This is a genomic window from Streptomyces sp. TAA486, assembly GCF_000426165.1.
In genome coordinates this window covers 104,731-131,123 of the sequence record NZ_AUEV01000014.1, presented here as the reverse complement: position 1 = coordinate 131,123, position 26,393 = coordinate 104,731, and the positions used below count along the sequence as shown (strand labels likewise).

Genomic DNA, 26,393 nt, shown 5'->3' with positions numbered 1-26,393 from the left:
CACCGGTTTCTCCCCACATCTGCCACCAAGGCATCACTCTCTGTGGAAACGTTACCCGTTCACACGGACAATGCCACCCCCGGAGGGGGACTTCCTCCCCCGTCGAGGAAGCGGCGCAGCGGCAGCGTTGCCGCGCCGACGGTCACGGCGTCCGGGCCGAGCCTGCACAGTTCGACGGCCGTACGGGCCGCCGGGTACCGGAGAGCGTACGCGCCCGTCGCCTCCCGCACAGCAGGAAGAAGCTGTGGCCCCAGCAACAGTCCGGCCCACCCTCCGATCACTATCCGTTCAGGATTGAACAGGTTGACGAGATCGGCGATGCCGGCGCCGAGGTACTCGGCCGTCTCCGCCAACAGGTCCGCGGCGATGCGGGCATCGGCTCCCTCACCTTGTCCCGTGGCCAGGAGTGCGGCGAGGGCGGACTCCTCGTCGTCGGTACCGGGTTCGCCGCCCGCCTCGCACCAGCGCTCGATCACCGCACTGGCACCCACGTACGCCTCCAGACAGCCGCGCGCCCCGCAGCGGCAGCGGCGGCCGCCGACGGTGAGCACGGTGTGGCCCCATTCCCCGGCGCCGCTGGAGGCGCCGCCGTAGGGTTCGCCGCCGGTGACCACGCACGCTCCGACGCCGGAGCCGATGAGCGCTATCACGGCGTCGCGTGCTCCGCGTCCCGCCCCGAACCACATCTCTGCCTGGCCGAGGGTCTTCGCGCCGTTGTCGATGTGGAGCGGCGCCCGCTGCCCTCCGGCGAGGGCTCCCCCCTCGGGGAGCCCGGCGGATTCGCGCAGCATGGCCTCCAGCGGGACGGCGTCCCATCCGATCGTCTGGCCGTGCACGACCGCTCCGCGGTCCTCGCGCCGCTCGACTATGCCGGGCACGCCGATGCCCACGCCCAGCAACGGCCCCGTGGACGCACCGACTTGGGCGAGCACTGCGGCGAGGCCCTTCTCGATGAGCTGGACGACGAGCGCCGCGTCGTGCCTGCCGTCGTCCAACGGTTGTTCGCTGCGGGCCACTTCGGTGAGCTTCAGGTCGAACAGCTCGACCCGTACCCGCGTCTCGCCGACGTCGACGCCGACGAGACAGGCGCTCCGGGACGCGACGCGCAGTAGCGTACGCGGGCGGCCGCCGTCGGAGCCGACCGATCCGGCCTCCTCCAGGACGCCCTCGGCGAGGAGTTCGGTGACGACATTGCTTATCGACCCGGAGCTGAGGCCCGTGGCGGGACCCAACTCCTGTCTGCTGAGCGGACCTTCGAAATACAGCCGGCGAAGCACGGACGCGCGGTTGCTACGCCGCAGGTCGCGTACTGTTCGCCCGTCGTATCCGCCCATCAGCTGCCCTCCTCTGTCAACATACCTCTGTCAGAACTCTTGACGCCCCCTTCTCTCACTACTTAACTCACGGCGTGAAATTAATGGTTCGGACCATTCAGGGTCCGAACGCAGGCGCCTCGGGGAGGGGCATTCGTCCATGCGCAGAAGCCGGGCACGCAACGCAGTCACCGTCACACTTGCCGCCGCAATGACGGCCGTCACCGCCGCGTGCGGCGGCGGCAGTTCGACCGACGGCGAGGGCAGCAACGACAATCCGAAGGAGCTCACGTACTGGGCCAGCAACCAGGGCACCAGCCTCGCCCATGACAAGCGTGTGCTCACCCCGGAGTTGAAGCGCTTCGAGAAGCAGACCGGGATCAAGGTCAAGCTCGAAGTCATCCCGTGGGACAGCCTCTTGGACCGCATCCTCGCTGCCACGTCCTCCGGCCAGGGCCCCGACGTGCTGAACATCGGCAACACCTGGTCCGCCTCGCTCCAGGCGACGGGTGCGCTGCTGCCCTGGGACAAGAAGAACCTGGCAAAGGTCGGCGGAGCCGACCGCTTCACTCCCGCCGCGCTGGCCGCCGCCGGGGCACCCCAGAAGGACCCCGCCGCGCTGCCGCTCTACTCCCTCGCGTACGGGCTCTACTACAACAAGAAGATGTTCAAGGACGCGGGCATCGACGGACCGCCCGCCACCTGGGACGAGTTGGTCAAGGACGGCAAGAAGCTCACCGGTGACGGCAAGTACGGGATAGCCGTCGAGGGCGGCGACCCGGTGGAGAACTCCCACCACGCCTTCATCCTCGGCAAGCAGCACGGCGCCGACTTCTTCGACCCCTCCGGCAAGGCGACGTTCGACTCGCCCGGCGCCGTCAAGGCCATCAAGCAGTACGTGGACCTCGTCGCCTCCGAGAAGATCGCGTCGTCCGGCAACGCGGAGTACTCCAAGGACGAGTCGGTACGCGACTTCGCCAAGGGCAAGGCAGGCATGCTGATGTGGCAGGCGGCCGCGAACGGCCTGAAGGCCAACGGCATGAAGCCCGACGAGTACGGCGTCGCACCGATACCCGTGCAGACACCCGGCTCGGGCGAGAAGGGCACGCGGTCGATGGTCGCGGGCATCAACCTGGCGGTCTTCAAGAACTCCGACAACATCGACGGCGCGGTGAAGTTCGCGAAGTTCATGACGTCCGACAAGGAGCAGCGCCTCCTCAACGAGACGTACGGATCGATCCCGCCGGTCAAGTCGGCGCAGACCGGCAAGGCCTTCGAGACGCCCGACCTGAAGGTGCTGCGCGATGTGCTGACGACCTCCTCCGCGCCGCTGCCGCAGGTGAAGGACGAGTCGAAGTTCGAGACGCTCGTCGGCAACGCCACCAAGGAGCTCTTCGCCGACGCGGCCGCCGGACGCGAGGTCACTTCCGAGTCGGTGAAGAAGGAACTGTCCGCGGCGCAGCAGCAGATGCGGAATTGACTCCTCCCCCTCGTATCAGGGGGATTCCTGGCTCACTTCGCCTGACACCTAGCAGGTAGCAGGTCTTACAAGATCAGCACCAGCCGGGTTGAGACCAGCCCGGACCAGCATCACGCGGGCGGAGTTCTTATCGCGAGGCGATACGGCCCCGCACGCGGTACAGGTATACGTCCGTTCGGAAAGAGGTAGTGCGTGCTTGGTTCTCGCGCCGCAGTGCGCGCAGTCCATGGTGGTGTGCGCGGAGTGGACCAGGAGGATGATGCGCCCGTGCTTGCAGGCCATCTCGATCAGGGCCTGTTTGGTGGCGCCGATCGCGGCGTCTGCCGCCTTGCGGGCCATGGTCGACTTCGCCAGGAACTTCGGGCGAAAGTTCCCGACTGCGAGCGCGTCGTGGTCGCGCACAACCTTCTTGGCCCACTTGCGGCCGGTATCGGCTCGCTGAGCCGCAATCTTCCGGTGCAGCTTGGCGGTCTGCCGCTTCGCCTCGCGGTAGCCCTTCGAGGCGGCCTGCCCCTTCGCCGGTCGGCGCCGGGCCATCATCCGCTGGTGCCTGGCGAGCTTCTGCGCCGCGGTCTTGCCGTGATGCGCGTGGGGGAGATCGTGGGCGTCGGATGTGGTGGTGGCGGTCTCCTTGACACCCCAGTCGACCCCGATCACACGACCAGTCTCCGGCAGGGGCTCGGTAACAGAGGGGACGACGAACGACGCCCACCAATGCCCGACCGCATCCCGGTACACGCGCACCGACGAGGGTTCCTTGGGCAGCTCCCGCGACCACACCGGCCGCACCACGATCCCGCCGGCGAGATACAGACGGCCGTCCTTGAGGCGGAAGCCCGTCCTGACATAGTTCAGGGTCGGCGCAGCCTCGCGCTTCTTCTTGTACTTCGGCATCCCGGCCCGCTGCCGCACCGGCAGCCGGTCCTTGATGTCCTTCAGCGCCTTGGCCCGCGACTTGCCGAAGTCCCGGATGATCTGCTGCTGGGGCACCGCAGCGCCATCGCGGAGCCACGGCATGACACGCCTGGCCTCCGTGTGCATCTGGCTCAACTGGGCCGGACCGCACGTCAGCTTCTCGCCCGTGGTTTTGGAGCAGGCGTGGACCTGCTTGGACTTCGCGACGCACTCGTTCCAGATCCAGCGGCACCGGTCCCACTCGGCCTCCAGCTCACGCCGGGACGTCGCCGACAGACGAAGCCGGTAAGTGTACCGGGCGTGCCCGGTATCCTCCGTCTTCGCTTCCGCAGACATGCACACCAACCTATGGGGGAGGACTGACAGTTGAGCCCAAATGATCTTTGTGGTGTTCCCTCACCTGCGGGGAAGGTGGACGCCGGATCGCCCCGGCAGCGATCCGGCCCCAGCCCTGCACCACAGGAGCAAGCGCACAGATGACGACTCTCAGCCCCCCACCGGGCACGGCCGGCACGACGGCACCTGAGGCGGCCCCGGCCGGCAACGGGCCCTCACTCCCCCGGCGCAGGCGCATCCTCCCCGACCGCCTGCGCCGGGCCGGACTGCCGTACCTCCTGCTGCTGCCGGCCCTCGTCCTGGAGATCCTCATCCACCTGGCGCCGATGGTCGTCGGCGTGGTGATGAGCTTCAAGGAACTGACGCAGCAGTACATCCGCGACTGGGGCGCGGCGCCGTGGATAGGTGCGGACAACTTCCGCATCGCCGTGGACGTCAACGCCCCTGTCGGGGAAGCCCTGTTGCACTCGTTCCTCGTCACCTGCGCCTTCACGGTGCTGGCGGTCTCGTTCGCGTGGCTGCTGGGGGTGACGGCGGCGATCCTGATGCAGGAGTCCTTCCGCGGACGCGGTGTGCTGCGAGCGCTGTTCCTGACGCCCTACGCGCTGCCCGTCTACACCGCCGTCATCACCTGGTCCTTCCTGCTCCAGCGCGACGGCGGCATGGTCAACCACGTCATCCACGACCAGTTGGGGCTCACCGACTCCGAACCGTTCTGGCTGATCGGCGACAACAGCTTCGTCGCGCTGGTCGTCGTCGCCGTGTGGCGCACCTGGCCGTTCGCTTTCCTCATCCTGATGGCCGCGCTGCAGAACATCCCGAAGGAGCTGTACGAGGCAGCGCAGGTCGACGGCGCCGGGATATGGCAGCAGATCCGCCGGATCACGCTGCCCTCGCTGCGCCCCGTCAACCAGGTGCTGGTGCTGGTGCTGTTCCTGTGGACGTTCAACGACTTCAACGTCCCGTACATCCTGTTCGGCAAGTCGGCACCGGAGGCGGCGGACCTGGTCTCGATCCACATCTACCAATCGTCCTTCGTCACCTGGGACTTCGGCTCCGGCTCGGCCATGTCCGTACTGCTGCTGCTCTTCCTGCTCGTGGTGACGGGCTGCTATCTGCTGGCGACCGGCGCGGGGAGGAAGCGCGATGTCTGAGGTCACGGCCACCGCCCCTGGCGGGACCGCGAAGGGCACGACGCACGGCTCCCGCACGGTCTCCCCCTCGGCGCCGCCACGCTCCTTCGTCTGGACGCGGCGCATCGTCCTGACGCTGCTCACGATCTTCGCGGCGACGCCGCTGCTGGTCATGGTGAGCAGTTCGCTCAAGCCGCTTCAGGACGTCTCGGACCGCTTCCGGTGGATTCCGAGCTCGTTGACGATCAGTCCGTACGTCGACATCTGGAGCACGGTGCCGCTCGCGGACTACTTCCTCAACTCGCTGATCGTGGCGGGCGCGGCGACCGGGTGCTCGGTGCTCATCGCCACGTTCGCGGCCTACGCCGTCAGCCGCTACCGCTTCCGCGGCAAGCGCCTGTTCACGGTCACGATCCTCTCGACGCAGATGTTCCCCGGCATCCTCTTCCTGCTGCCGCTCTTCCTCATCTTCGTCAACCTCGGCAACGCCACGGGCATAGCGCTCTACGGCTCGCGCGGGGCGCTCATCGTCACCTACCTCACCTTCACCCTCCCCTTCTCCATCTGGATGCTGATCGGGTACTTCGACTCCATACCCCGCGACCTGGACGAGGCGGCCCTCACCGACGGCTGCGGGCCGCTCGGGGCGCTGATGCGCGTGGTGGTGCCGGCCGCGGTGCCCGGCATCGTCGCCGTCGCCGTCTACTCGTTCATGACGGCGTGGGGCGAGGTCCTCTTCGCGTCCGTCATGACCAACGAGACCACCCGCACCCTCGCCATCGGGCTCCAGGGCTACGCCACGCAGACGCAGGTGTACTGGAACCAGGTCATGGCCGCCTCGCTCGTCGCGAGCGTGCCCATCGTCGCCGGGTTCCTGCTGCTGCAGCGCTATCTCGTCGCCGGTCTCACAGCGGGCGCCGTGAAGTGAGCGTCAAGTGAGCCTGTGAGCCCGTCCTTCGGGTCGTGACGGTGCGGCGCATCGCCGCCCTGCCGTCACGGCTCCGCACGCCCTCCTGACATCAGTCACCCGTCACCCGTCACCCGTCACCCGTCACAAGCCTGTCCGGGCCCAACTCGCCCCGTACGAAAGGAAGCCCGTGTCCGAAGCGACCGAAGCCTCCCACGCCCCGGCGACGTCACCGTTCGCGCTGCCCGCCGATTTCCTCTGGGGCGTGGCCACGGCCTCGTACCAGATCGAGGGTGCCGCCGCGGAGGACGGCCGCGAGCCGTCCATCTGGGACACCTTCTCCCGCGTCCCCGGTGCCGTGGCGAACGGCGACACCGGCGATGTGGCCTGCGACCACTACCACCGGTGGCGCGAGGACATCGCCCTGATGAAGCAACTGGGCGTGGACGCCTACCGGTTCTCCGTTGCCTGGCCGCGCGTCGTGCCCGGCGGCTGCGGGAGGACCAACGAGGCCGGGCTGGCCTTCTACGACCGGCTGACCGACGCACTGCTGGAGGAGGGCATCACGCCCTTCCCGACGCTCTACCACTGGGACCTGCCGCAGGCGCTCCAGGACCGCGGCGGCTGGCCGGTGCGCGAGACCGCCGAGCACTTCGCCTCGTACGCCTCGAAGGTCGCGGAGCGGCTCGGTGACCGCGTCAAGAACTGGGCGACGCTCAACGAGCCGCTGTGCTCCGCGTGGATCGGCCACCTGGAAGGAGCGATGGCACCCGGGCTGACCGACATCGAAGCTGCGGTGCGCGCCTCGTACCACCTGCACCTGGGTCACGGCCTGGCCGTGCAGGCGATCCGCGCGGCGGTGCCGGACGCGCAGGCCGGCATCGTCAACAACCTCACCCACTGCGAGCCGGCGTCCGACAAGGAGGCCGACGTCGCCGCCGCGGTGCGCGCCGACGGGCACACCAACCGCTGGTGGTTGGACCCGCTGCACGGCCGCGGCTACCCGCAGGACATGCTGGAGCTGTACGGGGTCGAACTGCCGGAGCAGCCGGGCGACTTGAAGACCATCGCCGAGCCGCTGGACTGGCTGGGCCTGAACTACTACTTCCGCAACCTCGTCGCCGACGACCCCGGAGGTGCCCTCCCCCGCGCCCGCCAGGTCGTACCGGCCGGGGCACGCCGCACCCACATGGACTGGGAGGTGCACCCGTCCGGCCTGACGAAGACGCTCCTGCGGATGACCGACGACTACGGTGCCCGCCGCCTGTACGTCACCGAGAACGGCTCCGCGTACCCGGACGTGGTGGGCCCGGACGGTCAGGTCGACGACCCGGAGCGCGTCCGCTACCTCGATGAGCACCTGGCGGCCTGCGTCGACGCCGTCGACGAAGGTGTGCCGCTGGTGGGCTACTTCGCGTGGTCGCTGATGGACAACTTTGAGTGGGCCTACGGATACGACAAGCGCTTCGGGCTCGTCCACGTGGACTACCCGACCCAGCGGCGGACGATCAAGAGCAGCGGCCACCACTACGCGGACATCATCCGCAAGCACAGGCGCCGCGCCCGCCGGGCGGCGTAGGCCGTCCCGCCTCAACTCCCGGCCCTCGCCTCCAGGAACGCCAGCCCTTCCCGCCCCCGCACCCGAAGGAGCCGCACCGTGACACAACGACGCAGACTCGCCGCTTCGGCGACCGCTTTCGCACTGCTCGCCGGCACCCACGTCCTCGCCGGCGGGGCCGCCCACGCGGACGGCGACGGACCACCCGGCGCCCGGGCGGCAGCGGCCGATTCCGCCCAGGTCTGGGTGACCACCGCCGACGGGAACAAGCGCCTGGAGCGCGGCGAGGACGTCTCCTTCGACGATGAGCGGCAGGACATCGACATCGCCGTCGACGCGACCGAGCGCGCACAGAAGTTCACGGGTGCCGGTGCGTCCGTCACGGAGGCGTCCGCGCGGCTGATGAGCGGACTGCCGGACAGCGAGCGCGAGAAACTGATGAAGTCCCTGTTCTCCACGGACGGCGACGGAATCGGCCTGGACTATCTGCGCCAGCCCTTCGGCGGCTCCGACTTCGTCGCCGAACTTCCCTACTACAGCTACGAGGACGATCAGGGCTCCTTCTCCGTCGGGCGCGACACGAAGGAGATCCTTCCCCTGCTGCGCCAGGCCCTCGGCATCAACCCGGACATCCGCGTCATGGGCACGCCCTGGTCGGCGCCCGCCTGGATGAAGGACAGCGGGAAGCTGGAGGGCGGCAGCCTGAAGCCGGAGAACCACGAGGCGTACGCGGACTATCTCGTGAAGGCGGTCCGTGCGTACGCCGAGGAGGGCGTGCCAGTCCACGATCTGACGGCCCAGAACGAGCCGCTGTTCGAGACGACCTACCCGTCCATGGGGATGCCGGCCGCCGAACAGGCAGACTTCCTGCGGGTGTTGGACGCCAAGCTGACCGCGGCCGGACTCGACACGGAGCTCTTCGCCTACGACCACAACTGGGACAAGCCCGAGTACCCGCTCGAAGTCCTGGAGAAGACGGGGGACATCGACCGCGTCCAGGGGGCGGCCTTCCACTGCTACGGCGGTGAGCCCGAGGCGCAGCAGCAGGTGCGCGACGCGGGCAGCCGGGTCTTCTTCACCGAGTGCTCGGGCACCGACAGCGACGATCCGGGCCGTACGTTCGCCGACAGTCTGAAGTGGCAGACGGAGAACCTGGTCGTGCGCAGCATGCGGGCGGGCGCGGAGACCGTCGTGCTGTGGAACATGGCTCTCGACAAGAGCGGCGGTCCGCACTTCGGCAACTGCGGGACCAGGTGCAACGGCGTCGTCGAGATCGACGGCGGCAACGTCGCGAGGAACGCCGAGTACTACACGCTCGGCCACGTCTCCAAATTCGTGGAACGCGGCGCGCACCGCATCGGGTCGACCACTCAGCAGCCGGGCGGAGTCGAGGACGTGGTCTTCGAGAACCCGGACGGTTCCCGGGCGGCCGTCGTCCTCAACTCCGCCGATTCCGCACGGAAGTTCTCCGTCACGGAGTCCGGTCACTCGCTGGCGTACGAGCTTCCGGCAGGTGCCGTCGCGACCTTCACCTGGCCCGCGGCACCCGCCGGATGACCGGACGGGCGGCGCTGACGGGCGTCAGCAGCTGAAGTCGACCTTGTCGAACGACTCGTAGTGGTCCTCGGTGAAGTAGTCCTCCTGCTTCTCCTCACCGGTCACGATGCGCTTGGCTCCGCGGTCGTCGGAGCCGGGCGTCTCAACGGTGTACTCGTGGTAGTAGCCGTCGTCCTGGTCCGGGAGGATGCCCTCGCGGTTCTGGAAGACGGTCCCGTCCTGCGGATACGGGTAGGGGCCGCCCTTGTCGATGAGGTCGAGCGTCTCGTGGGCCTCCTTCGGCAGCTTCGTCTCGCAGATATTTCCGACGTCCGCGGGTGCGACGGCCGCCGGAGCGGAGGCCTTCGGGGCGTCCGCGGTCGCCTGCGCGATCGCGGCGGGACCGCCGACGAGGAGAGTGAGGGACAGGGCACTGAGGGCGCTGACGCGCGCGATTCGTGGGGGGAATCTCATACATCCACTCTGACGCGCGTAGATGACATGTCAACGCCAAGTGAAGGATTTTTGGCGGGAGTTCACCTCCCGGCAGCCGCCTTCCGGTGACGTTCGCCGAGGTCACGGGCGCCCTGCGCGGTGAGTGATCCGTGCAGACGGAGACGCGCGATTCCGCCGTCGGGGAAGATGTCGAGCCGCACATGGGTCACCGGCGGGGCGTCCTGGAGCAGGAAGCGGTGCGCGGTGTCCGGCTGAAGCCGGGTGCGCGGCAGCAGCTCGCGCCACCCGCCGTCCTCACCGTCCCTGCCCGAAAGGGCCGCCCACCCGGCAGCGTTGCCCTTGAGGCAACCGGTGTCGATCTCGACGGCACGGACGGCGGCCTGCGCGGTCAGCGCGTAGCGGATCCAGTCGTTGCCGTTGTCGCGGCGGCGGCGGGTCTCCCAGCCGTCGTCCATCTGCCGTGAACGGCCCGGCAGGATCGTGTTGTTGGGCGGCGAGTAGAACCGGTCCGAGGCGTCCTGAACACGGCCGCCGTTCTCCAGAGCCACCAGGTCGAACGTGCCCAGGGCCGCCAACCACTCGGGATCGGGAGCGACTTCGCCGTACACGCGCAGCCGCGCGATGCCGCCGTCGGGGTGCTGGTTGAGGCGCAGATGTGTGAAGCGGCGGCCGTCCTCGACGGCGAAGCCGTTGGCGGCGTGCCCCCCGATGACGGTCTCCTGGACGAGGACCGTCCACTCGGTGCCGTCGGCGAGCAGGTCCTCCGGCGAGGGCGCACCGGGCACGCAGGCGGCCTCGACGGACACGGCGCGCGGGTAGTTGCCGCGGAAGTGGGCGGTGTCGACGACGATCCCGTGCACGATGCCGGGCGCTCCGAGCCGCACGAGCGCCCAGTCGTGGTCGTCCGCGGTCGGGTGCGGGACGTCGGCGCCGGCTCCGCGGCGGCGGCGGGTCTCCCAGCCGTCCATGATCTTGCCCTTGTGGCCGAAGCGTTCGGGGTCGAACTCGGCGCGGCCCGGCACGAGGAGGTTCTCGCGCTCCGCGAAGAACTCGTCGTTGGCCGCGGCGACTCCGGCGCCCAGCCGGCGGTCGGCCAGATCCGCGAGGTGGGCGAAGGGGAACTCGGCGGTGCGGTAGTCGGCGTAGGGATCGCCACCCCCGTACGGGTTCGCGTCGCCGGTGAAGCGCGGGAGCACGGAGTCGGGGCCCGTGGCCGTCGCGGAGTCGGGGGCGGGGGCGGGGGCGGTTTGCCGCGTGTCTGTCATGCGGTGGGCCTCTCGGTCCTCTCGGTCTCGGTCCTGCCGGCGTACTCGGTCCGCTCGATCAGCCGTCCGCTCTGCCGGAGAGGGCGGCCGTCCTCGGCGATCCGCTGCCCACGCAGCCATGTTGTGCGGACGACGCCGTGCAGGGTGCTGCCGGCGTAGGCGGTGACGGGGTTGCGGTGGTGCAGCCGCGCGGGGTCGACGGTGAAGCTCTCCTCGGCCGCGAGAACGGCGAAGTCCGCGTCGTGGCCGGGCGCGACGGCGCCCTTGCGTCCGTCCAGCCCGGCGAGCCGGGCGGGTCCCGAGGACATCCAGCGCACGACGTCGTCGAGTGTGTGGCCCCTTCTGCGCGCCGCCGTCCACACCGCCGGCAGGCCGAGCTGCAGCGAGGAGATGCCGCCCCACGCCGTACCGAAGTCGCCGTCCTTGAGCTCGGCGGTGCAGGGCGAGTGGTCGGAGACCACGCAGTCGATGTCGCCGTCGGCCAGGCCCTGCCAGAGCGCGTCCTGGTTGGCCCGCTCGCGGATGGGCGGACAGCACTTGAACTCCGTCGCGCCGTCCGGGACTTCCTCGGCGGAGAGGGTGAGGAAGTGGGGGCAGGTCTCGACGGTGATCGCCACGCCCTCCCGGCGGGCCCGTGCGATGGCCGGCAGTGCGTCCCCGGAGGACAGGTGCAGGACGTGGACGCGTGCGTCCAGCTTCCGGGCCAGGTCGATGAGCCGCGCGATCGCGTCGTTCTCCGCGGCACGCGGCCGGGAGGCGAGGAAGTCGGCGTAGGCAGGGCCGCCCTTCTGCGGTGCCGCGGCCAGGTGCGAGGGGTCCTCGGCGTGCACGATGAGCAGGCCGCCCAGGCCCGCGATCTCGGTGAGCGCCGACTCAAGGGCGGCGGGGCCGAGTTCGGGGAACTCCTCGACGCCGGAGGGCGAGAGGAAGCACTTGAATCCGAAGACACCCGCCTCGTGGAGCGGGCGCAGGTCCGCCACGTTGCCTGGGATCGCACCGCCCCAGAAGCCGGTGTCGACGTGGGCCTGCGGGCGGGCGGTCTGCTGCTTCGTACGGAGGTGGGCGACGGTGGTGGTCGGCGGCAGGGAGTTGAGCGGCATGTCGAGGAGGGTGGTGATGCCGCCCGCCGCCGCGGCGCGGGTGGCGGTGGAGAATCCCTCCCACTCGGTTCGGCCCGGGTCGTTGACGTGCACGTGGGTGTCGACGAGTCCGGGGAGCACCGCGTCGTCGCCCGCGTCCACCAGCTCTGCCCCGTCCGGCACCCGCGCGTCGTACGGACCGACCTCCGTGATCCTGCCGTCCGTGACACTCACCGACGCCGCCCGCGTACCCTCGGGTGTGACGACGCGCGTCGAGCGCAGGACGAGTTGGACGCCGGGCACCTGACCACCCCTTCTCTTCAACATTCTGTTGATGTCAGATCCTCTTGGCAGATCCTTGCCGCGTCAAGACGCCGACCATGGCGGATTCCGCAAAATGGAAGTAGTATTCCGCGATGCAGAATTAAGCGCTGTGATCGGCCCACAGATCCGCAGGTTCAGCGGTCGCGGGGCCCGGTGATCCCGTGCCGGTAGCATGCGCCCCACCCGCAGGAAAGGAACGCGACGTGCCGTCGTCCGACCGGCGAAACCCCGCCACCGCAGCCACCTCTGCCTCCACGGGGCAGTCGGGCGGCGTCCAATCACTCGAGCGCGCCTTCGATCTCCTGGAGCGGATGGCCGACGCCGGCGGCGAGGTCGGACTGAGCGAGCTCTCCGGCACCAGCGGGCTGCCCCTGCCCACCATCCACCGGCTGATGCGCACCCTTGTGGCCTGCGGCTACGTGCGCCAGCACCCCAACCGCCGCTATGCGCTCGGCCCCCGCCTCATCCGCCTCGGCGAGAGTTCCTCCCGGCTGCTGGGCACATGGGCACGCCCACACCTCGCGCGGCTGGTCGAGGAGACGGGCGAGACCGCCAACATGGCGCTGCTCGACGGCGACGAGGTGGTCTACGTGGCGCAGGTGCCCTCCCGGCACTCGATGCGGATGTTCACCGAGGTCGGACGGCGCGTGCTGCCGCACTCCACGGGCGTGGGCAAGGCGCTGCTGGCCGGAAGCTCGCCGGAAGAGGTGCGCGCGGTGCTCGCCCGTACCGGCATGCCCGCGGCGACCGAGCGGACCATCACCACACCGGAGGGCTTCCTCGCGGCACTGGAACACGTCCGCGAGGTGGGCTACGCGATGGACGACAACGAGCAGGAGCTGGGCGTGCGTTGCATCGCCGTCTCGGTGCCCGACTCACCGACGGCGGCGGCGATTTCGATCTCCGGACCGGCGGGCAGGGTCACGGAGGCAGCGACCGACAAGTTCGTACCGCTCATGCACGAGGTGGCCGAACAGCTCTCCAAAGCCCTCGCGAGCAACGGCGGCACGGGAGCCTGAGGAGACCCGCCGGCGGCACGATTCGCCGGCACCCTGCCGTCCTTGACCCTGGGACCGTGGCGCGGTGTCTGCGCACGGCCTCAGAGAACGTGACAGACGAGGCGCGGTGCGGGACTTCCGCCTCCAGCGGCCTGGAGGCCGAACGTGGTCTCACCGCCCGCGGGGATCCGTGAGTTGCCGTCGCCGTTGCGCACGGTCACAACCCCGCCCGACTCACGGAAGCCGGCGTTCCAGCCTTTGACGAGCCGCTGACCGGCAGGCCAGGTCCAGGTGATCCGCCACGCGCGGACCGGCTGCCTCTCGGTGTTGACGACCCGCACCATCGCGTTGAAATCCTCCCCCTGACTGTCCACGTGCCAGGTGGCCCGGCAGCCGCAGTTCGCCGTCGGGCCGCCGCCTCCTCCGGGCGCCGGCATGCTCGCTGCCGGCGGGGACGGGCTCTGCCCCGGGCGGTCTTCGTCTCCCCCGCCGCTCTGGCCGTCCTCGTCGCTCCGGCCCTGGTCGCCGTCCTCGTCGTCCTCGCTGCCGGACGGGGAGCCACCTGATCCGACGACCGACGGCGGCAGAGGCAGCCTCGCGTCGGGAACGGACCGCTCGGCCGCGCCGTCGTCCCGGGCGAACGGCCATGCACCCGTCTGATGAAGGACCACCGCCATCAACAGCAGCACCACCGCGACCGCGCCGCCGCCCGCCGTCACGGCCCGCACCGCCCTGAGGCCGCGCACCGGGCCATGCGTCAGCCGCCGCATGAGCTTGCGCCCGGGACCGCCCTGGCGGCCGCCGCCGGAAAGCGGACCCCACACCTCGTCGCCCGGCTCCGCCGGGGCATCGGAAGCGGTATCAGCCGGTAGGGGCGACTCCACCGTGTGGGCGGAGAGTTCGGCGTACGGCCGCACGAGCGAGGGCGGACGCCGAGTGCCGAAGGGAAGGTCCTCCCCGTCCGTCCGGCCGGGGACGATGCGGGGGTATTCGTAATCGTCCATGCTCACAGGGCCCCTCTGACGACGATCGGTACGGGTCGTACGGGCGCCCGCCTGGCCGGGGCTGGGCCCCGGCCAGGCGTTCCCAGGCAGTTGTCCAGGAAAGCGGGCGCGGTGTCCGGGTCGTGGCCCGGCAGGCTGCTGTTCCGTCAGCCGCAGCGGCGGCCGGAGTTGATGCAGTCGACCGCTTCCTTCATGAGGCCGTCCTGCATGACGTTGATGAAGTCGCCGTGGTCCGTGACCGGCTTGTGCTTCTCCTCCGGGAACGTGTCCACGGCGAAGTCCGGCGCATCGGGCGCCTCATAGGTCAGGCGCTGGATCAGCTGCGGCACGGCCTTGAAGCCTGCGGGGCAGGATCCGTCGGCCCCGGCGAACGCCACGTGGGAGCGGTGGTCGGCGCTGTCGGTGTTCTTGCCGTCCCAGCAGCTCTGGAAGGAGGACGTACGGACGACCCTGCTGCCGCCAGGGCAGACCGGGTACTTGTCCTTCAGCTGGACCTTGTCCTCGAAGCCCGTGCAGGACCAGGAGGCGTTGGCGTTCGCGCCACCGTTCGTCGACGCCTTCGCGTCACCGGTGATGATCCGCAGGAAGCGTGGCATGGCGACGACGTCACCCCTGGGGCTTCCGCGGAACGTGATGTCGACGGATGCCGGTTCGATGATCGCGCCGTCATTGCCCTCGGCGCCGCCGCCCGGCTTGTCGGCGTCCTCGCCCTTCTTCGTACGGTCGCGGAGCACGGGCCAGTAGTAGGTGGACTGGTCGCCGTTGGTGCAGGTGGTGTCCTGGGCGGCGAGCGATCCGTCGGTGGAGTCGCCGTCGACCTGCTTGTTGCCGACGTAGTCATGGGTGTGGTGCGCGCCGTTGGCCACGCCGGGGGCCACGATCACGTTGTCGGAGTTGTGCTGGTCGCCGGAGTTGGTGCCGCAGGAGGAGGTGAAGGAGCCGGTGGAGGCGTCAGGGCCCGTCTGCGGCTGCTCGACGTTGCCGGGGACCTTGGTGATGTCGACGAAGTCGCCCCTGACCGGGCCGCCTTCCTCGGCACCGCCGCCTGTCCGGTTGCCGTGACCGTACGGATGTCCGCCTGCTGCGGCGTCTTCGCCGGTGGCCTTGTCCGCAGCCGCGAGCGCGCAGGGGGCGAGCACGCCGAGACCTTCGGGACGGTCGGCAGAGCGGCCGACGGCGGTGGATATGCGTTCCAGAGTGGCGGTTCGCTTGGCCTTCAGGGGGCGGAGGACGGCGTTCTCGGCGAAGTCCCGGCCTCCCTCGCCGGACGAGGAGGCGAGTCGGCTGTTCGCTTCTTCGACCTGGGTCTTCAGCAGGTCCAGATTGCGGTCCACCTCGTCCTTGGCCTGTGCCGGCACGCCTTCGAGCCGGTCCTCGACGGAGGGGCAGCTGACCGTCCGGACGGCATGCGCTCCGCTCTGGCCGGCGTTGGCACTGACGCTGACGGCTGCGACTCCCCCGCCTCCGATCAGCAGCGCGACAGCTGCGACGATGCCGTGGCGCCGGGCCCGACTGCGTTTGTGAGCACGCACGTTGGTTCCTCACTTTCGCGTGATGGGTCTCCGATGAGCCGGATGACGTTCCTCCGGTTGCTCTCACCGGTCCAACACGCTCGCCTCAACGACGTGCGGTGAGCCACCGGTTGGGCCCTGGCGTCATGGGCATGTAAGGACTCGGACAAAACCCTGACGTCCGACCGCGGCCGTTCCGCTGCGCTCGGCACCGGCCCCTGCCCCGTCGGCGTGCGAGCAGGTCAGGGAGCCGCCTTGCATGTCGAACGGCGGGGACCCGGGCGGGTCGGATCGGATGGCGAAGCCGAGGTGTCCGGCCGGACGACCGCCCGGACTGGTCGCGTTCTGAGCCCCGGCACGTGTTGCCACGATGGCCGGAAGCCGCGAGCTCTCGCCGCGAGGGGGTGTCACGGTCCGTGGACGGTCTCCTCGACCAGGTCGAGACCGAGATCGAAGCGCACGCCGTCGGGATTCCTCAGCCCTTCGTCCGAGTACCAGGACCTGTCGGCCTCCGGGTGGGGCCCCACCACTCCGACCCGGCCCTTGCCGTACGGCACGACGACGGCAGCCGAGGTCCCGTTGTCGTAGGTGGCGAGCACGGACGCGTCGGCACCGTCGTCCAGGTTGAAGACCGGCCCGTCCTGGAAGTACATGTGACGCCGCTCGTCCTTCCATCTCACCGCCACGACCGTGTCCCGCCCGTCGTGGACCGAGGCGCCGGGGGAGGCGATGTACTCGTCGGTGTCGCCGGGCAGCAGGCCGAAACCCGGGTCCCTCCCGGCCAGATAGCCACCCATGCAGAATCCGAGGTAGCGGCCGCCGTCCCGCGTCCAGTCCCGGATCGGCCCTGCGGCACCCTTCAGCTCCTCCCAGGCCCCGTCGAGGTCGTCGCCGCCGCCGGGCTGGGCGTACACGTCGGCGTCCGCCAGACCGGTGGCGGTCAGGGGCACGTCCTCCTCGGGGCCGACGTACCTGACGGTGAACGGGCGCGAGGCCCTCTTCAGGAGAGCAGCCACGGCCTCCGGGCATCCCTCACTGGCCGCAGGTCCGCGGTAGACCAATGCCAGGAGCGGCTCGGCTTGCGGCCGGGCGCCGGTCCGTGAGCAGGCGCCGGCGGTCAGCAAGGTCGCAGCCACCGCAGGGAACGCACGGGTGAGCAGCCGCCGCCGGTCGATGGAGGGCACGGGGGGCATCACGATCAGAGCCTAGATCTGGCTGGCGAGCCATGCATGACTGCCGGGCCGCATGGCCGCGGGGCTCGATCACACGGAAGATGCGGAGGATGCGGTGGATGGCTGCCGGCAGCGCACACCGGGTCGCTCACCGAGGATCAGAGACGGGTCGTTGCCGAGCGGGCAGAAGCCGTCACGGGAGTCGGCCGCCCGGCGTCACCGCCAAGCGACGATCACGCTCCTGCATCGACCGCTCCGTACCGGAACCGCCTTGGGACGGACGCTAGTTGACGCCCTGGAAGCCCAGCGGTTCGCCGAAGAGCTCGATCGCGTTCCGCAGCGCCAAGAGCGCATCCGCGAGAGCGCTCACCGAACCGATGGCGGCCACGATCTGCAGCAGGGAGCTGCGCAGGACCTCGGTTGTGGGAACACCCTCGGCGACCTGATCGGCGAGGGCGGCGAGTTCGCCCTCGGCCGCGTACCTGTCGTACAACTGGGCGGGATAAGCGTCCAGTTCGGCCCGGAGACGGGCCACGGCAGCACCCAGCCCGGCGACGCGGGGATCGTCCCCGCTGTCGGCCACAGGTATCGCACGCTGCCCCACAGCATCGCTTCGCGCCACAGTTCGCCCCCACACAGATGATGCCGCGCGCCCATCCCCCACAGGACCGAACGCGGCCGGCTCGCCCAAGTAAACGCCACTCTCTGCACATCGCGCCACACGGAGCGCGAAATTCGGGGCGTGCAACGTCAAGTTCGCAACGCCTTGCGCGACTCGTACACAATCGTGCGTTATGGAGGTGCACAGCTGTCGCACACGCGCCTCTGCGGCGAGACTGCGGCATCGGGACGGAGGAGACGGACGGGCGGGGGGACCGGCTCAAGGACGGGCACGGCAAGAGGAGAGATCCGGATGACGGGCGAGCGGTACGAGGAGGAAGACCGGCCGGCCCCCGTGGTCGCCGGGCTGCTGCTCGCGGCGGGCGGCGGACGGCGCCTGGGCGGGCGGCCCAAGGCGCTGCTGCCCCTGCGCGGACGGCCGTTGATCGAGCACGCGGTGCGGACCCTGCGTGCCGGTGGCTGCGACCGCGTGCACGTGGTGCTGGGCGCGGCCGCAGGGCAGGTACGGGCACGGGCGGAACTCTCCGGCTGCACGGTGCTCGACAACCCGTACTGGGAGTCGGGGATGGGCTCCTCTCTGCGGGTCGGCCTGGACTCGCTCACCGGTACGGGCACGGACGCGGCCGTCCTTCTGCTCGTCGACCAGCCGTGGATCGGCCCGGGTGCGGTCACCCGCGTGCGCTCGGCCTGCCGCTCCCCCGCCACGCTGGCAGCCGCGTCCTACGGCGGGCGCCGTGGACATCCCGTGCTGTTCGGATCGGAGCACTGGACGGGGATCGCGAAGAGCGCGGAGGGGGACCAGGGGGCGCGTGCCTATCTCTCCACGCGTGCGGACGAGATCGAGCTGGTCGAGTGCGGCGACATCGCCGACCCCACGGACATCGACACCCCTCTGGATCTGGAGCGCCTGAAGCGGATCGGCTCGTGAGCGGGGCGGCGCGCGGGGCGCCGCCGGATGCGCCGACCGAGAACTCGGGCCGCGGCACGAATTCCGGTCGGCGGGTGAGGGCACGAGGCGGATGCCGGGGCTTCGGTATGCGCTCGGGTTTCGCCGCGCACGACCGCGGAACCCAGCCTCCACCCTCGCCTCCCGCCCGGGGCACTGCGGCCCCTTCGGGATGGCACCCAGGGCCACCGGGCGGAACAGGGGAGAGGGTGAGAGGTGTCTCTCGACGTCAACAGACCCTTGATTGTTCCACCATAAGGAAACTAGTCTCCACTGTTCAGAAGCGTTTGCGTTTCTCTCCCCGAGGAACCGGACCGCTTCCACGAGCGCCGCTCGGCCCGCGGCACTCCGTGCCGGACGCACGCAATCGGCGGCCGTGACCGCACGCCGCCCTAAGGAGTGACCCACCATGCCCGCAGGAGCGCCCTCAGCCGTCGAGATCGTCGATGCGACTCCCGTGGAGCGCCAGGAGGAGGTGCTGACCGAAGCGGCGCTCGACTTCCTCGCCGCCCTGCACCGCCGGTTCACACCGAGCCGCGACGAGCTGATGACCCAGCGCGCGGAGCGGCGTGCGGAGATCGCCCGCACCTCTACCCTCGACTTCCTGCCCAACACCGCGCACATCCGTGACGGCGACTGGCAGGTGGCCGACTGCCCCGAGGCGCTTCAGGACCGCCGCGTCGAGATCACCGGTCCCACCGACCGCAAGATGACCATCAACGCGTGCAACTCCGGAGCCAAGGTGTGGCTCGCGGACTTCGAGGACGCCTCCGCCCCCACGTGGGAGAACGTCGTCGGCGGACAGCTCAACCTGATCTCCGCCTACGAGCGCACCATCGACTTCACCGACGAGAATTCGGGCAAGTCCTACAAGCTCGGCCCGGCCGAGAGCATGCCCGCCGTCGTCATGCGTCCGCGCGGATGGCACCTCAACGAGCGCCATCTCCGGGTGGACGGCGAGCAAGTCCCCGGCGCCCTCGTCGACTTCGGCCTCTACTTCTTCCACAACGCGCAGCGCCTGATCGACATGGGCAAGGGCCCGTACTTCTACCTGCCCAAGCTGGAGTCGCACCTCGAGGCCAGGCTGTGGAACGAGATCTTCGTCTTCGCCCAGGACTTCTGCGGTATCCCGCAGGGCACCGTCCGGGCCACCGTGCTGATCGAGACGATCACCGCGGCGTACGAGATGGACGAGATCCTCTACGAACTGCGCGACCACGCCTCAGGTTTGAACGCCGGCCGCTGGGACTACCTCTTCTCCATCGTCAAGAACTTCCGTGACGCCGGCTCCAAGTTCGTCCTGCCGGACCGCAACTCGGTGACGATGACGGCCCCGTTCATGCGCGCCTACACCGAACTGCTCGTGCGCACCTGCCACAAGCGCGGTGCCCACGCCATAGGAGGCATGGCCGCCCAGATCCCCAACCGGCGCGACCCCGAGGCCAACGAGAAGGCCTTCGCCAAGGTCCGGGCCGACAAGGACCGCGAGGCAGCGGACGGCTTCGACGGTTCCTGGGTCGCGCACCCCGACCTGGTCAGCGTCGCGCAGGAGTCCTTCGACGCGGTCCTCGGCGACCGTCCCAACCAGAAGGACAGGCTGCGCGAGGACGTGGAGGTCAACGCCGCCGAACTGCTCGCCGTCGACTCCACCGACGCGAAGCCGACGTACGCGGGCCTGCGCAACGCGGTCCAGGTCGGCACGCGTTACATCGAGTCCTGGCTGCGCGGCGGGGGCGCCGTCGCCATCTTCGGCCTCATGGAGGACGCCGCCACCGCGGAGATCTCGCGCTCGCAGATCTGGCAGTGGGTCAACGCCGGCGTGGTGCTCCCCGACACCCCGGAGGGCGAACAGCGCGTCACGCCCGAGCTGGTGCGCCGCGTCGCGGACGAGGACCTCGCGCAGCTGCGCGAGGAGTCAGGAGCCGCCGACTTCGAGGCGGGCGAGTGGCAGCGGGCCCACGACCTGCTGCTGCGGGTCGCGCTCGACGAGAAGTACGAGGCGTTCCTGACGCTGCCCGCGTACGAGCTGCTCGGCTGATTCCGCTCCGCCGAGTGCCGGGGCAGGAGACGAAGGGCTAGACTGCGCCTCCGGCGCCGCCTGTGCGCCCGACCTCCTGACCCGGCACTCACGCTGCGGGGCAGCGCGGAGGCGAAGGTGATCTCCTTGTCATCGCGGGCGTGTTCCTTTGTCTGCCTTGTCGGCCTGTCCTTTCGTGGCGACGGTGGTGGGCCCGCGTGAGGGGCTCGCATCGTGTGCCCTGAGAGGATCGACGATGACGGAGCAGCGAGCGCTCAAGAAGCTGGTACGGCAACGGATGGCCCGTACCGGAGAGTCGTACACGACGGCCCGGCGGCACGTACTGGCCCAGGCGGCCCGTGCCGAGGCCCCTGCCCAGCCGAGCGGCCTGGTCTACGGGGAGTTCGGGACGGACCAGCACCACGAGGCGTCCCTCGTCCGGCACGCGCTCGGCGGTGTCCACGACGAGGCGCTGGTCGCGGGTCTGGCCGGCGGCATCGGGTTCATGTACTTCGTCTTCGAGTACAAGGACATTCCGCCGATGATGACGATCGTCGCGCAGCACCACCCCGAGCCCTGGGTGCCTGCGGCCCTGGACCGGCTCGGCGTCCCCTGGAAGGAACAGCACAGCACCAAGCCCCGCTGGGAGCGGGTCCGTGCGGCACTGGACGAGGGCCGTCCCGTCTTCTGCACCGTGGACAAGTCACGGCTGCCCTGGCACGGGATGGTGCCCGGCTTCGGGAACGACCCGTACACCGTCGTGATCGCCGGGTATGACGGCGACACCCTGTACGTCGACGACGAGTCGGTCATGCCGCACGCCATCGGCACCGAGGAGTTCGGCGAGGCGTGGTCCTCGCACAAGAAGGGGCGGCACCAGATGATCGTGCCGTCCGGCCCGCCTTCGGGTGAGCCCGAGGTGGCCGGGGCGATCGCGACCACCTGTGCGCATCTGACCGGGCCCGTGCTCGGCAACAGCTTCGACGTCAACTTCGGCTTCTCCGGCATGGACAAGCTGGCCTCCCAACTGCGGGACGCCAGGACGAAGTCGGGGTGGGAGCGGCGCTTCGGCGCTGCGATCCCCTTCTTCCACGGTGTGCGCAGGCTCTACGAGTGCCTGGAGCTCGAGTACACCTCCCCCGGGGCCACCCGCCCCCTGTACGCGCGCTTCCTGGAACTGGCCGGCCATCAGGAAGCGGCCGGGCTCTTCGGCGAGTCGGGGCGCGGCTGGGAGCGGCTGGCGGCGCTGGCCCTCGAGACCGTCTCGCAGCTCGGTGACTACACCGAGATCTGCGAGGAGCGGATGCAGCTGATCATGTCGCAGGGAAGGGCCGCGGCCACGGAGATCCGCGCCCTCGAAGAGCGGGCGGAGGCCCTCGCCGCGGAGTACGACGCACCGGACGGGAGCACGCGGCGGCAGCTGTTCGACGAGATGGCGGACGCCGTCGAGTCGTGCGCGGGCCTCGAACGCACCGCGGTCGAACTCCTCATGAAGAAGTAGCGGCCCAACGGGCGTCGCGTTCCCGGCCGTCGCCCTCGTCCCCGGACGGCGGGCGGCGGCCGACGGCCGGACAAGCGCGACAGATCGGTCCGGCAGGCATCCCGCCGAGAACGGCCGCGTCACGTTAGGGCATCGACATCGAGTGCCTCCAGGCTCTGCGCAACCGGCCGTCTCCCCCGCCCCGTCCGTCTCCCCCAAGGGTGCTGACCGCACCGGACCGCGAGCGGACAAGCTGGGGGACGCATGCGTAGCCGTACTGCTGGGGCACTCACCGTCGGGGGCGTCGTTGCGGTGCTGACGGGCGTCGGCTGGGGAGTGTTCGCCATCACGAACGCCGGATCCACCTCCGCGCAGGGCACTCCGACGAAGGCCGCGATACGCGCCGAGGGCGACGAGCAAGCGACCATCGAACTGCCGGACGGCAACCAGGTGGAGATCCGCTACGTCGACAACAAGGGTCTGGGCGAGCGGCACTACGACCCCGGGACCAAGAAGTGGTCTGCGACGAAGCTGATCCACAAGTCGGACAAAGACGCCTGCCAGAGCATCGAACTCGCGGCCACCGAGGGCACGGTCGCCGTGATCGCGGACTTCGGCCAGTTCTGCCACGACGGCGAGCCGCCGGAGGAGTCGATCGCCGCCGTGGGAACGGGCGCGTTCACCGAATGGGGCGTGAACCGGCAGGACGGCTTCGACGGCTGGGACAAGGCGAACGTCGGAGCAGGAGGTGAGCGCGCCGCCTTCCTGTTCTACACAGAGGAGAAGATCAAGACTCTGCAGTGGTCGGAGAAGGGCGGGTTCTCCGGCCCGACCGAGAAGGCCCGGCCTGCCCGAAAGCTCGACGAGAGGTTCTTCGGCAGCTGGAAGTCCGAGGACGGCTCACAGCGACTGGCCGTCCAGAGGAGCGGCAACGGGGGCGTGGCGACGTTCTTCTCCCGTTCCGGCGACCGGTGTGTGACCCGCGCCGGTCTCCACCCCAACCGCAGGAACGTCGGCGAATTCACCGCCGTCTCCCGCGAGTCGGGAGAGCGATCCGAGGAGTGCCCCATGTACGGGGAGTTCGAGTTCATGAAACTCGGCAAGGCCGGCACCCGGCTGAGTTTCCAGGTCTCGAAACTCACCTTCACCAGGACGAAGCCCGACCAGGCCGAACGCGAACTGCCGGATCCTCCCGAGCCGGTCAACAGCGTGGACAAGGACTGGCTGGGCAGCTGGGAGCTCGAGGACGGCAGCCAGCGAGTCACCATCAAGGAACCCCGGCCGAGGGAGCCGGTCGCGGTCTTCACCAATCTGAAGGGCGAACACTGCGTGGCCCGGGCCGAGTTGTACACATTCCGGGTGGACACGCTGTCCAACGTGGCCTCCCGTCCCCCGAAGGTCATCGAGGGCGAGCCGGGCGCCAACTGCCCCCCGAAGAGCGTCCAGTTCACCTTGTCCGCCGACGGCAAGTCCTTCACCCAGAAGGCGGAGAACGAGCCCCGGCTGACCTACGTACGCCCGGACGCGTCGGACGGATGAGAGTCACCCGCTGACCGGATGTCATGACGTGAGGGCGAGCGGACCCCCATACTCCGACCCCGTTCAACTCGCCGTCACGCGCCGGATCTCGGCTCGCAGCGCCCGAGCGAGCCACTCGTGATCCGCGTCGCGTGACGGCCCCGCCGGATGTCCCCTGACGACCCGGAGGAGGTGCCGGTACCGCTCGGCTCCCGCCTCCAGCCCGGCCTCCAGGCTCTCCAGGACGGCGCCACGGTCCGCGTCCCGGAAGAGTCGCTCCAGAACGGCCGATGCCTCGGCACCGTCCGGCTCCACGCCCGACTCCCGGGCCTCCCTGACGGCTTCCACCACGTGCAGGGTGAACCATATGGAGCCGCCGGGACTCCCCTTCGGGTTCAGCTCCAGCATCCGGCGCATGAGGGAGCGGAATTCCCCGTCCTGCAGGAGTTCGGCCAGCTGGAGCCAGGCGTCGACCTGCTCGGTGGTGGGGTCGTCGGGAAGTTCGACGGGACGTCTCCGCAGACCCTCACGCATGTCCGCGGTGCCTTCCAGACCGTCGGACACCTCCTTCATGAAGTCCTCGATGATGTTCCTTCTTTCGGCGACCGAGAGTCGCGCGAGTCTGTTCATCAGCGCTGTCTCCTCGGCTGTGGATCCCCGTTCCGCGACCGTCGCCAGGACGGCCCGGCCCACCTTCAGGGCCCGTATCCGGGCATCGAGAGCGGCGACATGGGTGGCGGCGACCTCGGCGACCGTCGCCTCGCTGCGCACCACGCGGCTCACCTCGTCCAGACTCAGCCCCAACTCCCGCAGCGTCCGGATGAGTTCGAGGCGCGCGACGGCTTCGGCACCGTAGAGCCGGTAGCCGCCCTCGGAGCGCCGCAGCGGTGTCAGCACGCCCACGTCCGACCAGTAGCGGATCGTGCGCACGGAGACATCCGTGCGGTCGGCGAGCCGGCCGATGGTCAGGAACTCGGTGTGTTCGTCGCTCATACCGGGAGTCTGGACCTTCCAGCGGCTGGAGACTCAAGCCCTTTCCGTGCGGCCACGGCGGGAGGGGGCACTCGGTGCGGGCGGCAGCCCGATCTCCGCCCACACGGTCTTGCCGGGCGCGGGCGCGTTGTCCGTGACTCCCCAGCGGGCGGCAAGCGCCGAGACGAGCAGCAGCCCCCGCCCCGACTCCGACTCGGGTACGGGCTCGGCCACCCGGTCCGGCGCGGTCGGCCGGCGCTCGCTCCTCGTGTCTGTGACCTCCACCCGGACGTGGTCGCCGCCGAACCGCAGCACCAGACCGAAGTCCCGTCCCGCCACGCGGCCGTGGAGGACGGCGTTGGCGGCGAGTTCCCCGACCACGGCCGCGATGTCGTCCGACGACCCGCAGCCGTAGGGGACTCCCCACACGTCCAGTTGGTGCAGGGTCAGGTGCCGGGCGAGCCTGGCACCGCGCCGGGTGGCGCTGAATCGCTGGGCGAACACACTTACGGTGACGGCGTCGGGGGCCGGGGTTCGGGCTGGCATGCGCCCAACCTGCCGCCTCAACAAGCGAGTTGACCAGCACCGTCACCCGTACGCAGTGATGCGTACGACTTGCCTCCGTGGACGGTGCGAGTCACCGAACGTAACCATGGCGTTCCCAGCCGGAGACGGCTCGGGCAGCACCGGAGGTGGCCGGAGATGGCGGGGAGCGATGCGACGGGGAACGGCGGCGAACCGGATGGCTCCGACAGCCTCAAGGCGTTCGGCGCGGTTCTCAAGGCCTTCCGCAAGCGCGCACAGCTCACGCAGGACGAACTGGCGGCGCGCGTACGGTACTCGGCGCAGACCATCGCCTCGGTCGCGCAGGGGCGGAGGATGCCGCCCGCCGATCTCGTCGAGCGTGCGGAGGCAGTGCTGGACGCCTTCGGGGCGCTCAGAGCGGCCGCCCGGCATGCCGTGCGCAGGCCCGGCCTCGCGTCGTGGTTCCGCGAATGGGCCGGTCTCGAAGAGGAGGCGGTGAGCCTGTGCACGTACGAATGCCGTGTGATCCCGGGCCTGTTGCAGACGGAGGCGTATGCGCGGGCGGTCACGGTGAGCGTGCCGCCGCCCAAGAGTGAACATCAGGTCGCAGCCCAGGTTTCGGCACGGCTCGATCGGCAACACCTGCTGCACGACAGGCCGAACACGGCGTACAGCTTCATCATCGAACAGGCGCTGATCGAGCGCCGGGTAGGTGGCGTCGACGTCACGCGGGAGCTCATCGATCACCTGGTCACGTGCGCACAACTCGCGAACGTGGAGCTACAAGTGATGCCCATCTGTCAGCCTTGGCATGCTGGCGCCGACGGGCCCATGCAACTGCTGGAGACCCCCCGACATCAGTGGCTGGGCTACTCCGAAGCACAGCGCAGCGGCATGCTGATCACCGAGCCTGGAGAGGTCAGTGTCCTCTCGCAGAGGTATGCAAAACTTCGCTCACAGGCCGAGACCCCAGACGACTCCATGGGCTTGTTGAAGCGAATGCGAGGCACGCTATGAGCGAGTTGACCTGGTTCAAGAGCAGCTACAGCGGATCGGACGGCGACAGCTGTCTGGAGGTCGCCCTGACCTGGTTCAAGAGCAGCTACAGCGGCTCAGAAGGTGACAGCTGCGTTGAGGTCGCCAAGCGTCCGGAATCCGTCCTCGTCCGGGACTCCAAGGACAGCGCGGGCCCTCAGCTGTCCCTCTCCCCCGCCGCCTGGAACGCGTTTGTGTCGTACGCGGGCGTCCACGTCTGACACGTCCCCCGTCGTTGAGGCGTCGCAGAGGCGTGCCTGCCCGAACCTCGCCATACGCTGCCCCGTACGGA

The 26,393-nt window shown here is 69.7% G+C and carries 23 protein-coding genes; 12 read left to right on the top strand and 11 right to left on the bottom strand.

The window, feature by feature from the left end; all coding sequences use genetic code 11:
* Nucleotides 1–59: 59 nt before the first annotated feature.
* Nucleotides 60–1,334 carry an ROK family transcriptional regulator gene (locus I004_RS0119440; protein ID WP_028436869.1) on the bottom strand — a complete coding sequence of 425 codons (1,275 nt, stop codon included), beginning with the start codon at nt 1,332–1,334 and terminating at the stop codon, nt 60–62.
* Nucleotides 1,335–1,473: 139 nt separating this feature from the next.
* Here I004_RS0119440 and I004_RS0119435 point away from each other — a divergent pair, with 139 nt between their 5' ends.
* A complete protein-coding gene (locus I004_RS0119435; protein ID WP_028436868.1) occupies nt 1,474–2,793 on the top strand; it encodes an ABC transporter substrate-binding protein in 1,320 nt (439 codons plus the stop codon).
* A gap of 48 nt (nt 2,794–2,841) precedes the next feature.
* Here the strand turns inward: I004_RS0119435 and I004_RS0119430 are convergent, their stop codons facing one another.
* The gene (locus I004_RS0119430) at nt 2,842–4,044 is read right to left on the bottom strand and encodes an RNA-guided endonuclease InsQ/TnpB family protein (protein WP_028436867.1); all 1,203 of its coding nucleotides are present in this window, start codon (nt 4,042–4,044) and stop codon (nt 2,842–2,844) included.
* Between the two features lie 140 nt (nt 4,045–4,184).
* Between I004_RS0119430 and I004_RS0119425 the strand changes: the two genes are divergently transcribed.
* The 4 genes from I004_RS0119425 (at nt 4,185) to I004_RS34885 (ending at nt 9,199) form a co-directional block, all read left to right on the top strand.
* Nucleotides 4,185–5,198: a carbohydrate ABC transporter permease gene (locus tag I004_RS0119425; protein ID WP_028436866.1), complete on the top strand. Its 1,014-nt coding sequence runs from the start codon at nt 4,185–4,187 to the stop codon at nt 5,196–5,198.
* Nucleotides 5,191–6,105: a carbohydrate ABC transporter permease gene (locus I004_RS0119420; RefSeq protein WP_028436865.1), complete on the top strand. Its 915-nt coding sequence runs from the start codon at nt 5,191–5,193 to the stop codon at nt 6,103–6,105. Before I004_RS0119425 ends, I004_RS0119420 begins: the two co-directional genes overlap by 8 nt.
* Before the next feature lie 169 nt (nt 6,106–6,274).
* Nucleotides 6,275–7,663, top strand: a complete 1,389-nt coding sequence (locus I004_RS0119415) for a GH1 family beta-glucosidase (RefSeq protein WP_051345206.1) — start codon at nt 6,275–6,277, stop codon at nt 7,661–7,663.
* Nucleotides 7,664–7,741: 78 nt separating this feature from the next.
* The gene (locus I004_RS34885) at nt 7,742–9,199 is read left to right on the top strand and encodes a glycoside hydrolase family 30 beta sandwich domain-containing protein (protein ID WP_051345205.1); all 1,458 of its coding nucleotides are present in this window, start codon (nt 7,742–7,744) and stop codon (nt 9,197–9,199) included.
* Between the two features lie 24 nt (nt 9,200–9,223).
* Here I004_RS34885 and I004_RS0119405 read toward each other — a convergent pair whose 3' ends face one another.
* From I004_RS0119405 to allB, 3 genes are all read right to left on the bottom strand, one after another.
* On the bottom strand, nt 9,224–9,652 hold the full coding sequence (locus tag I004_RS0119405) for a ribonuclease domain-containing protein (RefSeq protein WP_028436863.1): 429 nt from the start codon (nt 9,650–9,652) through the stop codon (nt 9,224–9,226).
* A 62-nt stretch (nt 9,653–9,714) separates the two neighbouring features.
* On the bottom strand, nt 9,715–10,899 hold the full coding sequence (alc, locus tag I004_RS0119400) for an allantoicase (protein ID WP_078511460.1): 1,185 nt from the start codon (nt 10,897–10,899) through the stop codon (nt 9,715–9,717).
* Entirely contained in the window at nt 10,896–12,305 is a 1,410-nt protein-coding gene (gene allB, locus I004_RS34880) for an allantoinase AllB (RefSeq protein ID WP_051345204.1), read from the bottom strand. The genes alc and allB overlap by 4 nt, the downstream gene beginning before the upstream one ends.
* 200 nt (nt 12,306–12,505) lie before the next feature.
* Here allB and I004_RS0119390 point away from each other — a divergent pair, with 200 nt between their 5' ends.
* Nucleotides 12,506–13,321, top strand: a complete 816-nt coding sequence (locus tag I004_RS0119390; protein WP_028436861.1) for an IclR family transcriptional regulator — start codon at nt 12,506–12,508, stop codon at nt 13,319–13,321.
* 80 nt (nt 13,322–13,401) lie between these two features.
* On the opposite strand, the gene I004_RS0119385 is transcribed toward I004_RS0119390, so the two are convergent.
* The 4 genes from I004_RS0119385 to I004_RS0119370 all read right to left on the bottom strand — a co-directional run bounded on the left by I004_RS0119385 (nt 13,402) and on the right by I004_RS0119370 (nt 17,570).
* Nucleotides 13,402–14,304, bottom strand: a complete 903-nt coding sequence (locus I004_RS0119385) for a cellulose binding domain-containing protein (RefSeq protein WP_037976919.1) — start codon at nt 14,302–14,304, stop codon at nt 13,402–13,404.
* 146 nt (nt 14,305–14,450) lie between these two features.
* Entirely contained in the window at nt 14,451–15,836 is a 1,386-nt protein-coding gene (locus tag I004_RS0119380; protein ID WP_028436859.1) for a DUF1996 domain-containing protein, read from the bottom strand.
* Between the two features lie 386 nt (nt 15,837–16,222).
* Nucleotides 16,223–16,951: a BPL-N domain-containing protein gene (locus I004_RS0119375; protein WP_486580143.1), complete on the bottom strand. Its 729-nt coding sequence runs from the start codon at nt 16,949–16,951 to the stop codon at nt 16,223–16,225.
* Between the two features lie 319 nt (nt 16,952–17,270).
* The gene (locus I004_RS0119370; RefSeq protein ID WP_486580131.1) at nt 17,271–17,570 is read right to left on the bottom strand and encodes a DUF5955 family protein; all 300 of its coding nucleotides are present in this window, start codon (nt 17,568–17,570) and stop codon (nt 17,271–17,273) included.
* A 330-nt stretch (nt 17,571–17,900) separates the two neighbouring features.
* Here I004_RS0119370 and I004_RS0119365 point away from each other — a divergent pair, with 330 nt between their 5' ends.
* The 4 genes from I004_RS0119365 (at nt 17,901) to I004_RS37620 (ending at nt 23,590) form a co-directional block, all read left to right on the top strand.
* Nucleotides 17,901–18,536, top strand: coding sequence for a nucleotidyltransferase family protein (locus I004_RS0119365; protein ID WP_051345202.1), 636 nt, complete (start codon nt 17,901–17,903; stop codon nt 18,534–18,536).
* A 427-nt stretch (nt 18,537–18,963) separates the two neighbouring features.
* Nucleotides 18,964–20,592 (top strand): malate synthase A, encoded by a 1,629-nt coding sequence (gene aceB / locus I004_RS0119360; protein ID WP_028436855.1) that lies wholly within the window; start codon nt 18,964–18,966, stop codon nt 20,590–20,592.
* A 235-nt stretch (nt 20,593–20,827) separates the two neighbouring features.
* A complete protein-coding gene (locus I004_RS0119355) occupies nt 20,828–22,072 on the top strand; it encodes a BtrH N-terminal domain-containing protein (protein WP_028436854.1) in 1,245 nt (414 codons plus the stop codon).
* 243 nt (nt 22,073–22,315) lie between these two features.
* Complete coding sequence (locus I004_RS37620; RefSeq protein ID WP_158677056.1) at nt 22,316–23,590, top strand: hypothetical protein; 1,275 nt, start codon at nt 22,316–22,318, stop codon at nt 23,588–23,590.
* A gap of 63 nt (nt 23,591–23,653) precedes the next feature.
* On the opposite strand, the gene I004_RS0119345 is transcribed toward I004_RS37620, so the two are convergent.
* Complete coding sequence (locus I004_RS0119345) at nt 23,654–24,562, bottom strand: MerR family transcriptional regulator (protein ID WP_028436853.1); 909 nt, start codon at nt 24,560–24,562, stop codon at nt 23,654–23,656.
* 33 nt (nt 24,563–24,595) lie between these two features.
* The gene (locus I004_RS34870) at nt 24,596–25,087 is read right to left on the bottom strand and encodes an ATP-binding protein (protein WP_051345200.1); all 492 of its coding nucleotides are present in this window, start codon (nt 25,085–25,087) and stop codon (nt 24,596–24,598) included.
* A 156-nt stretch (nt 25,088–25,243) separates the two neighbouring features.
* Here I004_RS34870 and I004_RS0119335 point away from each other — a divergent pair, with 156 nt between their 5' ends.
* Together I004_RS0119335 and I004_RS0119330 are read left to right on the top strand one after the other, a co-directional pair.
* Entirely contained in the window at nt 25,244–26,083 is an 840-nt protein-coding gene (locus I004_RS0119335) for a Scr1 family TA system antitoxin-like transcriptional regulator (RefSeq protein ID WP_028436852.1), read from the top strand.
* Nucleotides 26,080–26,322: a DUF397 domain-containing protein gene (locus I004_RS0119330; RefSeq protein ID WP_028436851.1), complete on the top strand. Its 243-nt coding sequence runs from the start codon at nt 26,080–26,082 to the stop codon at nt 26,320–26,322. Before I004_RS0119335 ends, I004_RS0119330 begins: the two co-directional genes overlap by 4 nt.
* The last annotated feature ends 71 nt before the right edge of the window (nt 26,323–26,393 follow it).

Bases quoted from the DNA above. Each gene is read 5' to 3' on its own strand.
- I004_RS0119440 (WP_028436869.1), bottom strand. From the start codon at position 1,334: ATGGGCGGATACGACGGGCGAACAGTACGCGACCTGCGGCGTAGCAAC.
- I004_RS0119435 (WP_028436868.1), top strand. From the start codon at position 1,474: ATGCGCAGAAGCCGGGCACGCAACGCAGTCACCGTCACACTTGCCGCC.
- I004_RS0119430 (WP_028436867.1), bottom strand. From the start codon at position 4,044: ATGTCTGCGGAAGCGAAGACGGAGGATACCGGGCACGCCCGGTACACT.
- I004_RS0119425 (WP_028436866.1), top strand. From the start codon at position 4,185: ATGACGACTCTCAGCCCCCCACCGGGCACGGCCGGCACGACGGCACCT.
- I004_RS0119420 (WP_028436865.1), top strand. From the start codon at position 5,191: ATGTCTGAGGTCACGGCCACCGCCCCTGGCGGGACCGCGAAGGGCACG.
- I004_RS0119405 (WP_028436863.1), bottom strand. From the start codon at position 9,652: ATGAGATTCCCCCCACGAATCGCGCGCGTCAGCGCCCTCAGTGCCCTG.
- alc (WP_078511460.1), bottom strand. From the start codon at position 10,899: ATGACAGACACGCGGCAAACCGCCCCCGCCCCCGCCCCCGACTCCGCG.
- allB (WP_051345204.1), bottom strand. From the start codon at position 12,305: ATGTTGAAGAGAAGGGGTGGTCAGGTGCCCGGCGTCCAACTCGTCCTG.
- I004_RS0119385 (WP_037976919.1), bottom strand. From the start codon at position 14,304: ATGGACGATTACGAATACCCCCGCATCGTCCCCGGCCGGACGGACGGG.
- I004_RS0119365 (WP_051345202.1), top strand. From the start codon at position 17,901: ATGACGGGCGAGCGGTACGAGGAGGAAGACCGGCCGGCCCCCGTGGTC.
- aceB (WP_028436855.1), top strand. From the start codon at position 18,964: ATGCCCGCAGGAGCGCCCTCAGCCGTCGAGATCGTCGATGCGACTCCC.
- I004_RS0119355 (WP_028436854.1), top strand. From the start codon at position 20,828: ATGACGGAGCAGCGAGCGCTCAAGAAGCTGGTACGGCAACGGATGGCC.
- I004_RS37620 (WP_158677056.1), top strand. From the start codon at position 22,316: ATGCGTAGCCGTACTGCTGGGGCACTCACCGTCGGGGGCGTCGTTGCG.
- I004_RS0119345 (WP_028436853.1), bottom strand. From the start codon at position 24,562: ATGAGCGACGAACACACCGAGTTCCTGACCATCGGCCGGCTCGCCGAC.
- I004_RS34870 (WP_051345200.1), bottom strand. From the start codon at position 25,087: ATGCCAGCCCGAACCCCGGCCCCCGACGCCGTCACCGTAAGTGTGTTC.
- I004_RS0119335 (WP_028436852.1), top strand. From the start codon at position 25,244: ATGGCGGGGAGCGATGCGACGGGGAACGGCGGCGAACCGGATGGCTCC.
- I004_RS0119330 (WP_028436851.1), top strand. From the start codon at position 26,080: ATGAGCGAGTTGACCTGGTTCAAGAGCAGCTACAGCGGATCGGACGGC.